General features: G+C 35.3%; 13 protein-coding genes and 1 pseudogene. 13 read left to right on the forward strand and 1 reads right to left on the reverse strand.

The window, feature by feature from the left end; translation table 11 throughout:
* Nucleotides 1–382: 382 nt before the first annotated feature.
* Nucleotides 383–742 (reverse strand): rhodanese-like domain-containing protein, encoded by a 360-nt coding sequence (locus ACTSKG_RS02240; protein WP_387584322.1) that lies wholly within the window; start codon nucleotides 740–742, stop codon nucleotides 383–385.
* 126 nt (nucleotides 743–868) lie between these two features.
* Here ACTSKG_RS02240 and ACTSKG_RS02245 point away from each other — a divergent pair, with 126 nt between their 5' ends.
* From ACTSKG_RS02245 to accC, 13 genes and pseudogenes are all read left to right on the forward strand, one after another.
* A complete protein-coding gene (locus ACTSKG_RS02245) occupies nucleotides 869–1,705 on the forward strand; it encodes a lipoate--protein ligase family protein (protein WP_464756532.1) in 837 nt (278 codons plus the stop codon).
* Between the two features lie 164 nt (nucleotides 1,706–1,869).
* Complete coding sequence (locus ACTSKG_RS02250) at nucleotides 1,870–4,434, forward strand: vitamin B12-dependent ribonucleotide reductase (RefSeq protein WP_464756533.1); 2,565 nt, start codon at nucleotides 1,870–1,872, stop codon at nucleotides 4,432–4,434.
* A 484-nt stretch (nucleotides 4,435–4,918) separates the two neighbouring features.
* On the forward strand, nucleotides 4,919–5,347 hold the full coding sequence (locus ACTSKG_RS02255) for a hypothetical protein (RefSeq protein WP_464756534.1): 429 nt from the start codon (nucleotides 4,919–4,921) through the stop codon (nucleotides 5,345–5,347).
* A 66-nt stretch (nucleotides 5,348–5,413) separates the two neighbouring features.
* Nucleotides 5,414–6,475: a M24 family metallopeptidase gene (locus tag ACTSKG_RS02260; protein ID WP_464756535.1), complete on the forward strand. Its 1,062-nt coding sequence runs from the start codon at nucleotides 5,414–5,416 to the stop codon at nucleotides 6,473–6,475.
* Nucleotides 6,476–6,492: 17 nt separating this feature from the next.
* On the forward strand, nucleotides 6,493–7,050 hold the full coding sequence (efp, locus tag ACTSKG_RS02265; protein ID WP_464756536.1) for an elongation factor P: 558 nt from the start codon (nucleotides 6,493–6,495) through the stop codon (nucleotides 7,048–7,050).
* Nucleotides 7,051–7,447: 397 nt separating this feature from the next.
* Nucleotides 7,448–7,807, forward strand: a pseudogene (locus ACTSKG_RS02270) (IS5/IS1182 family transposase); the annotation flags it as partial.
* A 180-nt stretch (nucleotides 7,808–7,987) separates the two neighbouring features.
* Complete coding sequence (locus ACTSKG_RS02275) at nucleotides 7,988–8,197, forward strand: SpoIIIAC/SpoIIIAD family protein (protein WP_464756537.1); 210 nt, start codon at nucleotides 7,988–7,990, stop codon at nucleotides 8,195–8,197.
* Nucleotides 8,198–8,200: 3 nt separating this feature from the next.
* Nucleotides 8,201–8,584 carry a hypothetical protein gene (locus ACTSKG_RS02280; RefSeq protein WP_464756538.1) on the forward strand — a complete coding sequence of 128 codons (384 nt, stop codon included), beginning with the start codon at nucleotides 8,201–8,203 and terminating at the stop codon, nucleotides 8,582–8,584.
* 13 nt (nucleotides 8,585–8,597) lie between these two features.
* Entirely contained in the window at nucleotides 8,598–9,509 is a 912-nt protein-coding gene (locus ACTSKG_RS02285; protein WP_464756539.1) for a stage III sporulation protein AE, read from the forward strand.
* 200 nt (nucleotides 9,510–9,709) lie between these two features.
* Nucleotides 9,710–10,141, forward strand: coding sequence for a hypothetical protein (locus tag ACTSKG_RS02290; protein ID WP_464756540.1), 432 nt, complete (start codon nucleotides 9,710–9,712; stop codon nucleotides 10,139–10,141).
* A 4-nt stretch (nucleotides 10,142–10,145) separates the two neighbouring features.
* Nucleotides 10,146–10,679, forward strand: a complete 534-nt coding sequence (locus tag ACTSKG_RS02295; RefSeq protein ID WP_464756541.1) for a SpoIIIAH-like family protein — start codon at nucleotides 10,146–10,148, stop codon at nucleotides 10,677–10,679.
* A 250-nt stretch (nucleotides 10,680–10,929) separates the two neighbouring features.
* Nucleotides 10,930–11,427, forward strand: coding sequence for an acetyl-CoA carboxylase biotin carboxyl carrier protein (accB, locus tag ACTSKG_RS02300; RefSeq protein ID WP_464756542.1), 498 nt, complete (start codon nucleotides 10,930–10,932; stop codon nucleotides 11,425–11,427).
* A 16-nt stretch (nucleotides 11,428–11,443) separates the two neighbouring features.
* A complete protein-coding gene (gene accC, locus ACTSKG_RS02305; protein WP_464756543.1) occupies nucleotides 11,444–12,790 on the forward strand; it encodes an acetyl-CoA carboxylase biotin carboxylase subunit in 1,347 nt (448 codons plus the stop codon).
* Nucleotides 12,791–12,804: the final 14 nt, after the last annotated feature.

Here is a 12,804-nt window from a genome sequence, read left to right on the forward strand (position 1 = left end):
CCAGTTGATAGGCTATATTGCGAGAAAGTGATAAAATATTGCGCGCCCCAAATACATTGCAAGCAGGCCACAGAATATTGCTAGTTTAAAGTCTTATGTTGCTCAAACACTAGTTTCGCCCAAAACACCGAGGAAATAGTGAAGGCAAAAAACACTTAAAAGCCTGCACTTTTCTTATTTATCTTTCCTACTCATTCTGCAGGTGTATACTAAATCAAATAATTATAGTCCACGACTAAAAAAATAAGAGACTCCTGCCAAAGTCATCGATTTTTCTTTTCTTCCTTTCTTTTTTATAAAAAAAAGACTGTAGACAAACTCGCTTCTCAACGAGTTTGTCTACAGTCCTAGTGTCTTCTGTTTATAGAAGTACGCGTATTTATTATTTAGATTTAATCTTCCCAGTCCAAGTTTTGAATCCACCCTGAAGTTGGTTCAAATCAGTACATCCTTTTTTCTTTAAAAACATTGCTGCACGTGCACTTCTTGCGCCACTTTGACAATATAAATATACTGGTTTGTCAGGTCTGACTTCTTTAAAACGTTGTCTCAGTTGTGAAGATGGAATATTTCTTGCTCCAAGAATATGTCCCGCATCAAACTCTTTAGGTTCTCTTACATCGATTAATTGTGCTTTACGATAACCCTCGATAAATTGGTCTTGCGTAAGATTTGTAACGGCTTTTTTTAAACGAAATGCTTGTACACCAGCATAAACTAGTAATACGACAATAACTCCTATAAAAAAGTATAATGTAGTAGGCACAGTCTTTCCCCTTTCTATGTTTCAATACTTATTATAAAAGATTAACTAGATACAATTCAATCTATTTGATAAAATGAATATCGTTGTGAGGAGGAAGAAGTAATGAAAAAGACAAAATGGTATTTTATTAATTCTGGACCTTGTAGTCCATCTTATAATATGGCGTTAGATGAAGCGTTACTTGATTGGCATAGTGAGGGGCTAATTCCACCAGTCATCCGGTTCTACGAATGGAATCCGGCTACATTGTCCATTGGTTATTTTCAGTCTGTAGAAAAAGAAATAGACTTAGAAGCAGTGGAGCGCTTAGGTCTTGGTTTTGTTAGAAGACCTACTGGAGGAAGAGGTGTTCTACATGAACATGAGCTTACTTATAGCGTTATCGTATCGGAGAAGTACCCGGACATGCCTGCAACTGTTACGGAAGCGTACAGGGTTATTAGTGAAGGATTATTAATCGGATTTCAAAAACTAGGTCTAGATGCTTACTTTTCAGTTCCTAACACAGAAGAGCAAAAAATAAATTTAAAGAAACCGAAATCAGCTGTTTGTTTTGATACACCAAGTTGGTATGAACTTGTAGTCGAAGGGAAAAAAGTAGCTGGAAGTGCTCAAACGAGACAAAAAGGTGTTATACTTCAACACGGAGCAATTTTATTAGATTTAGATGAAGATAAGTTGATCCAAACATTTAAATTTTCTTCAAATGAGTTAAGAGATAGGGTTAAAGCGAGTTTGTCGAAAAAAGCAGTCGCTATAAACAAAATTAGTCAAAGTCCTGTAACAATCGACGACTGTAAAATAGCGTTTAAAAATGGATTTGAAGATGCTTTACACATAGAGTTAGTAGAAATTACTTTAAGTGAAGAACAAGAAAAGTATGTGAAAGAGCTGGAACAAAAGCGATATGCAAATGATGAATGGAATTTTAAAAAATAATTATATTTTTTCTAGTTCTTTAGTACATTGACTATTGATACGCTTGGGTTCTTAGACATTCTGTTTATTTGCAAAAAAATACAACATATAGTAACGTAATAAATAACGATACACCATATATGGTATGGTGTATTTTATTTTTTTAATAAAAGGGAGGCAATATGATGGTATTAGCATCTCAGAATAAAAATGCAACCATTAACATTGATCAGTTAAACAAAGACATCGAACAATTTTCACAAGTTCATCCAATTACAGGAGATATGAAAACGACACACAAAGGTGTATCCCGATTAGTAATGATTGACCGATATTCATTCAAGGATACTGAAAAGAAAACGCTAAAAGTTGGAGATTTTGTCGTTCTAACAGTAAAAGCTGATCCCAAATTTCCAGCTCGTGGTTTAGGTTTTATCGTTTCTATTGATGAATCGACAAGAACTGCAGAAGTATTGATCGAAGAGGACTATCGTAGTGCAATAGATGATAGTGACGAGCTTGAAACTGGAATTGTAAAACGTTCTATCAATGTTATTGAAAAACCGTTAGAAGTATTTTATGAACAAATCGCAAAACGTAATGCAACGGGTCTTTCTTCTGTTGAAAAAACGGAAGAAAAGCGTGCTGAGTGGTTCCAAAAGTTCTATGATCAGCTTGTTTCGATGAAATTTATTCCTGCTGGACGAGTATTGTACGGAGCGGGCACTGGAACAGATGTAACCTATTTCAACTGTTACGTAATGCCTTTCGTAGCCGATTCTCGTGAAGGAATTAGCGATCATCGTAAACAAGTAATGGAAATTATGAGCCGTGGTGGTGGAGTTGGTACAAACGGATCAACACTTCGTCCACGAAACACGCTAGCACGTGGAGTTAATGGAAAATCTTCTGGCTCCGTTTCCTGGTTAGATGATATCGCCAAATTAACACATCTTGTTGAACAAGGTGGTTCACGCCGCGGAGCACAAATGATTATGCTTGCTGACTGGCATCCAGATATTGCAGAGTTTATCATTTCAAAAATGCAAAATCCAAGAATTTTACGTTACTTAATCGAAAATACGACTGATGAAACAATTAAACAATTAGCGAAGGACAAGCTTAAATTTAAACCTTTAACAAATCAAGAAGAAGCTATGTACCAAGGAATTGTCAATTATAAAGCTATACCGGGTCTCGGTGGCTTCAGCGATGAAATTATTCGAGACGCAGAAACAAAACTAAGAGATGGAGGAACATATACAGTTCATAATCCTGAATTCTTAACTGGAGCTAATATCTCTGTTACACTGACAGATGATTTCATGAGAGCGGTAGAAGAAGATACAGATTTTGAATTGCGTTTCCCAGCAATTGAAACTTATACTCCAGAACAAATGGCTTTTTATAACAAACATTGGCATGAAGTAGGAGATGTTCGTGAGTGGGAACAGATGGGTTATTCTGTTAGAACATACAGAACAGTTAAAGCGAAAGAGCTTTGGAACTTGATAAATGTTTGTGCAACTTACTCAGCAGAACCTGGAATTTTCTTCATAGATAATGCAAATGAAAAAACAAATGCGAAAGCTTATGGCCAAAAAGTAGTCGCTACGAATCCATGTGGGGAACAGCCGCTTGCACCATATTCGGTCTGTAACTTAGCTGCTGTTAATCTAGCACAATTTGCGAATAAAGAAACTAAGACTGTAAATTTTGAAGCTTTAAAAGAAACTGTAAGCGTTGGTGTGCGCATGCAAGATAACGTAATCGATGCAACACCTTATTTCTTAGAAGAAAATAAAGTACAAGCATTAGGAGAACGCCGTGTAGGATTAGGGGTGATGGGCCTTGCTGATCTTCTCATATATTGTGAAAAAGAGTATGGTTCGGAAGAAGGAAATGTATTAGTTGACGAGGTCTTTAAAACAATTGCGCTTGCTGCATACGAAACATCTGCAGAGCTTGCGAGAGAACGAGGGAGCTTCCCATTCTTAACAGCTGATACAGAAGAAGAAACGCAACGTCTACGAAGAGCATTTACAGAAACAGGCTTTATGCAATCTATGCCAGAAGGAATTCGTAAGTCTATATTAGAAAATGGTATTCGTAACTCTCATTTACTAACAGTTGCTCCTACAGGCTCTACTGGCACCATGGTAGGTGTTTCAACTGGACTTGAACCTTATTATTCCTTCACTTATTACAGAAGTGGACGTTTAGGTAAATTCATTGAAGTAAAGGCAGATATTGTACAAGAATATTTAACTGCAAATGTAACAGCTGAAGAAACAAACCTACCAAATTGGTTTGTAACAGCAATGGAGCTTGCACCTGAAGCACATGCAGACGTTCAGTGTATTATCCAGCGTTGGATTGATAGTTCGATTTCAAAAACTGTGAATGCCCCTCGCGGATACACAGTTGAACAAGTAGAAGGGGTATATGAACGTCTATATCGTGGTGGAGCAAAAGGCGGCACAGTTTACGTTGATGGAAGCCGGGATTCCCAAGTGCTAACGCTGAAAGCTGAAGAAAATACACTTGAAGAACAACCACATGAAGAAAAGATTTTTGAAAAGAGACCGATTGTACTTATAGATACTATTCAAGATTTACGTTCAACCAATGTAACAATTGGATCTGAAGTAGGTAATACATGTCCAGTTTGTCGAAAAGGAACTGTAGAAGAAATGGGTGGCTGTAATACTTGTACTAATTGTAACGCCCAATTAAAATGCGGTTTGTAATATAAAACTTATAAAGCACACATTGAATTTACTACTATTCAATGTGTGTTTTTTTTTAAAAGATAAGAATGTATATGGACAACGTCCTTCGAAACCAGTGGTCATAGTACTTTAAGAATTAAACAATACCAAGGATTTCCGTTTCAGGTGGACGCGTTCAGCGGGGTGAGCGATGAGCCATCACCGCCGCTAACGCGTACGTTCATTATCCAAAAAGAGATTAAAGCTATTCCTAGTATTGGAGGATGGAGGAGAGTGACGGACAGGCTACAGCCATAAGTTAACAAGAGAGGCAGGTTGTGTCGTCAGTCACAACCTGCCTCTTCTATAGCTCAAGACTATCCAAGCCCTTCGGAAACGAGTGGAAATAGATTTTGGAGTTAAAGGGGCGCTTGCGCGTTAATTATATTTTTTTATGACTTTTATATATTTTGTTTAATTATCTTCTCAAAGTATCAAACTGAAGTGAAAAGGAGTAGTGAAAATGAGAGTAAATGGTTTATCGATAAGCACTAGTTTTGTTGCGGCAATCATTAGTTTGGTTTTTTTGAAATTGCTTGAATTATTTAATTTTATTAAATGGAGTCCTATTGGATATGCAGAGAACTTTGACGCCTTGAGTTCAATCAAAGATTATTTAAAATGGGGTATTTTATTTATAGGGCTTTGGTGTTTTTGTATTCTTCTTTATTATATAAGTTTAATCTTTTTAAAAATCCCTGTTTCAATTAGTAGCCTAGTGTTAGGAATTATTTTGGCTATTGTCATGGAATGGATTTTTTTGGATAAAATCTCCGTTTCGAAAACTATTAAACATATATCAATCCCATTCGTATGTGTAGTAGTTATGTTATTAAGGTTTTTAATGGAATCTGCTATCTTTCATGCACAAGATAATCCACTTAGCAAATGAAAATTTACCCAAACCGTTTCCTATGATAAAATAGAGAGTAGATTTAAAACGAAAAGGGGTAAAACAATGAGACTTGAAAAATTACGTGCTGCGTTAGAAGAACACGGGGTGGATGCTTTACTTATTACGAATGGATATAGCAGACGCTATATGACAGGGTTTACAGGGACAGCAGGTGTGGCAATTGTGTCGAAAAAAGACGCAGTATTCATTACAGATTTTCGATATACAGAACAAGCTGCTAGTCAAGTAAAAGACTATCGCATTGTTCAACAATCAAAAACATTGATTGAAGAAATAGCAATTCAAGTAGCTGAATTGGGAATTAAAACACTTGGGTTTGAAAAAGACGATGTCACTTATAGTGGTTATGAAGTATATAAACAAGCTATTAAAGCAGATTTAGTACCTCTATCTGGATTAGTAGAAAAAATTCGCTTGATTAAGACGGAAGAAGAGATTAGTATTATAAAGGCAGCTTGTCGCATTGCTGATCAGGCTTTTGAACATATTGTTACATACATAAAACCAGGTATGACTGAGCTAGATGTGTCAAATGAACTTGAATTTTTCATGCGAAAACTCGGTGCTTCGTCATCTTCTTTTGATACCATCGTTGCTTCTGGTGTAAGATCAGCACTTCCACATGGCGTAGCAACAGACAAAGTCATTGAGGTGGGAGACTTTGTGACACTTGACTTCGGTGCTGTCTATAATGGGTATATCTCGGATACAACTCGTACAGTTGCTGTTGGGGAACCGAGTGATCAATTAAAAGAAATTTATCAAGTCGTTTTAGATTCACAATTACTTGCTTTAGAAAAAATAAAGCCAGGGATGACTGGAAAAGAAGCAGATTCAATTGCACGTGACTATATTGCTTCCAAAGGATATGGTGAAGCTTTTGGTCATTCTTTAGGTCATGGAATTGGACTTGAAGTACATGAAGGACCTGGGTTATCTTCCCGCTCCGATATTACACTAGAACCAGGGATGATTATTACAATTGAACCAGGAATATATTTGCCGAATATTGGTGGGGTTCGAATAGAAGACGATGCGATTGTAACTGAACATGGTCTAGAAAAACTGACGCATTCGACAAAAGAATTACTCATTTTATCTTAAAATTTGGAGGAAAAAGAATGATTTCTGTAAATGATTTTAAAACAGGTTTAACTATAGTAGTAGATGGTGTACTTTACCGCGTGCTTGATTTCCAACACGTAAAACCAGGTAAAGGTGCAGCATTCGTTCGATCAAAACTTAGAAATTTACGAAACGGTTCAGTAAATGAAAAAACATTCCGTGCTGGAGAAAAGGTAGAAAAAGCACAAATTGATAATAGAAAAATGCAATATCTATATGCAAGTGGAGATCAACATGTATTCATGGATACAGATTCTTACGAGCAAATAGAATTAGGGGAAACACAAATCGAGTATGAATTAAAGTTTTTACGCGAAAATATGGAAATCCATGTAATTCAATACCAAGGCGAAACTCTTGGAGTAGAATTACCGAAATCTGTTACATTAGAAGTAATAGAAACTGAACCAGGTATTAAAGGTGATACTTCAGGTGGTGGATCTAAAACGGCAACCGTTGAAACGGGTCTTGTTGTTACAGTACCACTTTTCATCAATGTTGGAGACAAACTAATCATTAACACGGATGAAGGTTCATACGTTTCAAGAGCATAATTTGAAGCTATTAAATTATAAAGTTATTTAAAAAAGAGTCACGTATATGCGTGGCCACTGAAAAATTCCCCAAAGAGATTCCATAGGGAGTATGTGAACGATAAGTTGTTCACATACTCTTTTTTTATTGAGAAACCGTTGATTTCCGTTCCAGGCGGACGCTTTCCGCCGGCATGGCTTCAGCCGCTTCCCTCGCTACGCTCAGTCCAGGGTCTTCAGCTCATGCTATTCCGGCTGGAGTCGCCGCCTTCCACTCCAATCAAATAAGTGTGTCAAAATCAACAATTACATTTATCATAGTCTTGAAATTAAGCGTTGATTATCTCGATGGATTCAAGATATTTTACACTTTTTGTTTTATAATAAAAGTAGCAATGTGTAGGTGATATTCAAATCAAAAGAAGAAGATAAGTTTGAGTTTAATAAAGATGCAGGTATGTTTGTTTGTAAAGAAGGGCACCTCGCTATCTGAAAAGCACGCACTGGTAAAATAGGAACGAACAAAAATCAAAGCCAGACGTATTTTTTTGATATCGAAAAGTGCAAAGTCTGCTCGATGCGAGAGGGATGTTATAAAGAAGGTGCAAAAAGTAAAACGTACTCTGTGACGATTAAATCAACTGAACACATCGAACAAGGACACGAATATGATACAGCATCATCTGCGGGTCTATTTGGCATGGAAATACAAGGTGCTACAGCAATGTTTGCGGTCAATCTCAAGCGAATACTCACATTGTTAAAAGAGAAAGAATAGAAAAGATAAAAAAATAGGCAACTTCTTGTTCAAAATCGAACAAGAAGTTGCCTATTTTTGTTTGAAAAACCGCTACGAATTTTAAAACGTAAGTTTTTCAGTACGCTCGTATATGCGTGGCTCTTTTTCATATTTGTGGACGGACTTTCATATGTTGTTTATATGGAAGGGGGAGGCATTGTGGAACTTCACGATGTACTTCGAGTGGCAGGTATAGGTTTATTAATCGCTATGCTTCATCTGTTTTTTGAATCTACTGGCAAAAAGGAGTTCGCTTTTTTTTTATTTTTTGTTGGCTACATCTATATGACCATCGAATTATTGCGATTATTGAGGGTATTTTTTTATGAAATTTCTTCATTTTTAGAATGGCTTATTATGACGAGTTAACTAATGATTGTGTATATTACTATCATCATCGCATTCTGTTTGTTACAACTAGTAAAAGAAATCTATCCTAAATTACATTCAGTTATTTACACAATCTATATTTTTTTATTTTTAACATACATTTTAATGAACTTTATCATTCCTTATACCACTAATCTCATCACCATTATTCCAACTGCTATACTACCTGTTATAAAATTAATGCTGTTTTCTGTTGTTTTATTATTTGTATCGCAAATAGTCGAAGAACTTTTAATTGAATATGAATATACAAGCCTTGCGATAATCCTTACATTTACAACAAAAGCAATTTTAATAATGATTTGGCTTAGACATATGCAACCATTTTACGATAAATTCTTTTCTATAATGGGATTACTTTCTTGAAGGAATGAATCATATGGACGAAATGATTACCACTATACTTCTGCCAGTAAAAGAAGTTATTCAAACGTTTACTTTTATACTTTTTTTTGCCTTTATATTCCTTTGTTTAGAATGGTTTATTCCAAAGAGTAAGAGACTGTTGAAGTTTCTGTTTATCTATCTCATTTGTTTTTTTTGCCTAGAACCAGCTTTCCGTACTTTAGAGTTGATTCAAACACTTACGAGCAACTTAGTTACATTATTCTTGGGAATGTATCCTTTACTAACAGCAGGAATGGCTCTCTCTGGTGGAGCACTGTTAGTCACCTTGTGGAATCCGGCAGTTCTTTTATTTGCTTCGTTCACTGCCTTTTTAGCAGAGAAAGTATTGATACCATCCATAACTGCAGCTTTTATTTTTGACTTAATTACAAGGATTCATCCAACTACTTCTTTTTCAAAACTTTCCGATTTAATAAGAATGACGTTAGTTGGAACAACTTCGATTATATTGCTACTTTACAGTTTCTTCATTACTGTAAATGGTGTAATAACATGGACAGTAGGAGGGGCGGTAAGTGAATCTGTTAAGCGCTTAATCCAAAATAATATACCATTTGTTGGGTCGCTACTTACGGAAAGCATAAGTACGATGAAAAGCTATTCATCGTCAGCATCAATTATTACAGGGAATGCGCTTCTTTTTTCTGTATTAATATTAGTTTCCATTCCTACCATCCAAACAATATTAATAGCTTTTTTATATAGATTACTAGGAGCGATATTAGAACCTTTTTTAGACTCGGATATAAGTGGGTTATTAGATGATATTGGAAAGAGTCTTTTTGTTTTATCTATTATTTCTGTTTTAGTTGCATTTGCTTTCTTTTTTACAATTATATTGACAATGCTTTTTGCGAAACTTTTAGTGAGCGTGAAAGGATAATTATTATTATTCAAAGAATCCTATATGGAATTTTACTTATTGTTGTCATTGGAGAACTTTTTTCTATTCTATTAGATCAAATAGATAAAGAGAAAACAGGATTCATCGTAAAAATTTCGATAATATTTTGGATTATTTCTAATCTCTTCATATAAATAGATTTAACTGCATAAAGTATTATATCCATAATGAAAAGAAGGGTGACAATTATTACACTTAAACAAAAACCCACTTTTCGTTTTGTTGTTATAGGAGGAACTGTACTTTTCATAAGTCTACTTCTTTCAGGATTTTTCAATTCGAATAATGATAATAAACTAGAATCGACAAAACAAACACTCCAAACACCTGGTGACTTATCATCAGTGCTAGAAAAGATAAAAGGAGTAGGTCGAGTCTCTATATATTTTCATTATTCAGGTAGTTCTGAAGGAAAAACGGAGAGTGATGTATCATTTTTCCAATGGACAAGTGACAGCAAGAGGGACAAGGAGGAACTAGTTGGAATATTAGTAGTTGCGGAAGGAGCGAGCGATAAACATATACAAAGTAAACTATTAATGACAATTTCATCTGTGTTACAAATATCTCCGCATCGAATTGTGATTGAAGAAATGGAATTGGAGGAATGATGATATGAATGTAAAAAAGAGATCCATTTGGTTTTTAACACTAATTAGTTTAATCGCTGTAATTACCGTTTTTTATGTTACAGATCGAACGTCACCATTTGATGGTTTGCAGTTGTTCTCGAGTGACACGGTAGACGATGTAAAATTAGTTGAAACTTCATCTACGAATGAACAATCTTTTGTTTCAAAAAGCAATACATTTGAAGAAATGAGAATGGAAGTACAAGATAAACGTAGCAAATTACATGATCAACTACGATCAAAAGTAGGTAATAATGATTTTACTGCTGAAGAAAAAGATGCTGCGTATGATCAAATTGAGGAATTAGTAAAAATTGATTCAACTGAAGCAATGTTAGAGCTTATTATTAAATCATTAGGTTATGACGACGCGCTTGTAAGAATTGAAGATAATGCCGTACTAATTGACGTAGTTTCGAACGAACAGTCTACACAAAAAGCGTCAGATATTATATATGCTGTAAAACGTGAGTGGCCAAAAGCTTATAAAGTAGAAGTAAAATTTGATGGACAATAATACGAAATGTGGCAAGTAGAGCCATTCTTAAACTGATCTTTTTGTGACGAGCTTGCGCAAGCAGTTGGCGTATGGATCTAGATAGTTACTTAATAGAAAAGTTTATAATTTCCCTTAAAAAAGTGCCATTTAGGTACTTTTTTTTTATTATTTCGGAAGTTTTCATGCATACCTATTTCAAATTATCGTAAAAAAGTCTAAAATGGGTAAGGTAAGTATTAATGATATATACAAAAAGGAGATAGATCAAATGAAAATCCAAGAAATTAGAGAAATAATTAAATTGATTGATCAATCAACATTAGATGAATTTTTATATGAATCTGAAGGAACTAAAATTAAACTAAAAAAGAATGAAAAGAATGTGGTTACAACTAATGTAGCGACATTGGAAAGCTCTACATTAGTAGCGCAACAACCAGTAGTAGAAACGAAACAAGTTCAAGTGAGCGAAGTGCCGAAAGAAGAGACTAAAGAAAAAGCAGAAAAAATGGAAGAAGATAAATCGTTACATAAAATTACTTCACCAATGGTGGGCACTTTCTATCGATCTTCATCACCAGATGCAGCTGCTTATGTTCAAGTAGGAACAAAAGTTTCATCTGAGTCCATTGTGTGTATTGTAGAAGCAATGAAGTTATTTAACGAAATTGAAGCAGAAGTGAATGGTGAAATCGTTGAAATCCTTGTTAAAGATGGACAATTAGTTGAATATGGACAACCTCTGTTCCTTGTAAAGGGCAACTAAGAAAGGAGCTAGGACGATGAAAAAAGTTTTAATAGCAAATCGTGGTGAAATTGCGGTTCGTATCATTCGAGCGTGTAAAGAAATGAACATCGAAACGGTTGCGGTTTATTCAGAAGCAGATCGTGATGCTCTACATGTTCAAATAGCAGACGAAGCATATTGTATAGGACCAAGATTATCTAAGGATTCTTATTTAAATTTCTCAAATATTATTAGTGTTGCAAAGTTAACGGGTTGTGATGGTATTCACCCTGGATATGGTTTTTTAGCAGAAAATGCAAGTTTTGCTGAGTTGTGCGAAGAATGTGCGATTGAATTTATCGGACCATCATCATCAGCAATCTCTAGCATGGGTACAAAAGATGTTGCGAGAGAAACAATGCGCAAAGCTGGGGTTCCTATTGTACCTGGTTCAGTGGGAATTGTTCCAGATGAACAAGAAGGACTAAAAATCGCTCGTGAAATTGGTTTCCCAGTTATTATTAAAGCCACTGCTGGTGGTGGTGGGAAAGGAATTCGTGTTGCACGAGATGAAGAAGAACTAGTAAAAGGAATTCAAATAACGCAAAAAGAAGCTGCAGCAGCTTTTGGAAATCCTGGCGTTTACTTAGAAAAGTTTATTGAAGAGTTTAGACATGTTGAAATTCAGGTATTAGCTGATGGACATGGTAATGCTGTTCATTTAGGTGAACGTGATTGTTCTATCCAGCGTCGAATGCAAAAACTAGTGGAAGAAGCTCCTTCTCCTGCGTTATCAGAAGAGTTACGTTCAGCGATGGGAGATGCGGCTGTAAAAGCTGCACTGGCTGTTAATTATAAGAGTGCAGGAACAGTTGAGTTTATTTTTGACCATATTAATCAAAAATTTTACTTCATGGAAATGAATACACGGATTCAAGTAGAACATCCTGTTACAGAAATGGTAACTGGTATTGATTTGATTCAACAACAATTGAAAATTGCATCAGGCGAAAAACTTGCATTTGAACAAAAAGATATCAAAATAAAAGGTTGGGCAATCGAGTGCCGTATTAATGCAGAAAACCCTGCTAAAAACTTTATGCCATCACCAGGTAAAATTGACATGTATCTAGCTCCTGGAGGTAATGGTGTACGTGTAGATTCTGCTATGTATCCAGGGTATAGTATACCGCCATTCTACGATTCGATGGTTGCAAAGCTGATTACTTTTGGAGATACACGAGAAGAAGCTATTGCGAAGATGAAGCGTGCTTTAGGTGAGTTTGTTATAGATGGTGTTGATACAACCATTTTATTCCATGAAAAATTAATGAATCATGAAGTATTTATTTCCGGAGATTTTGATACGAAATTCCTTGAAAAATACGATTTATTTAATTAATTAAAGGAGTGAAA

It is taken from the genome of Psychrobacillus syltrankelensis, from assembly GCF_055454035.1.

What these genes read in the sequence shown, in the direction of transcription:
- ACTSKG_RS02255 (WP_464756534.1), top strand. Translation starts at nt 4,919, where the DNA reads ATGAGAGTAAATGGTTTATCGATAAGCACTAGTTTTGTTGCGGCAATC.
- ACTSKG_RS02250 (WP_464756533.1), top strand. Translation starts at nt 1,870, where the DNA reads ATGGTATTAGCATCTCAGAATAAAAATGCAACCATTAACATTGATCAG.
- ACTSKG_RS02285 (WP_464756539.1), top strand. Translation starts at nt 8,598, where the DNA reads ATGGACGAAATGATTACCACTATACTTCTGCCAGTAAAAGAAGTTATT.
- ACTSKG_RS02245 (WP_464756532.1), top strand. Translation starts at nt 869, where the DNA reads ATGAAAAAGACAAAATGGTATTTTATTAATTCTGGACCTTGTAGTCCA.
- ACTSKG_RS02280 (WP_464756538.1), top strand. Translation starts at nt 8,201, where the DNA reads ATGATTGTGTATATTACTATCATCATCGCATTCTGTTTGTTACAACTA.
- ACTSKG_RS02260 (WP_464756535.1), top strand. Translation starts at nt 5,414, where the DNA reads ATGAGACTTGAAAAATTACGTGCTGCGTTAGAAGAACACGGGGTGGAT.
- accB (WP_464756542.1), top strand. Translation starts at nt 10,930, where the DNA reads ATGAAAATCCAAGAAATTAGAGAAATAATTAAATTGATTGATCAATCA.
- efp (WP_464756536.1), top strand. Translation starts at nt 6,493, where the DNA reads ATGATTTCTGTAAATGATTTTAAAACAGGTTTAACTATAGTAGTAGAT.
- accC (WP_464756543.1), top strand. Translation starts at nt 11,444, where the DNA reads ATGAAAAAAGTTTTAATAGCAAATCGTGGTGAAATTGCGGTTCGTATC.
- ACTSKG_RS02295 (WP_464756541.1), top strand. Translation starts at nt 10,146, where the DNA reads ATGAATGTAAAAAAGAGATCCATTTGGTTTTTAACACTAATTAGTTTA.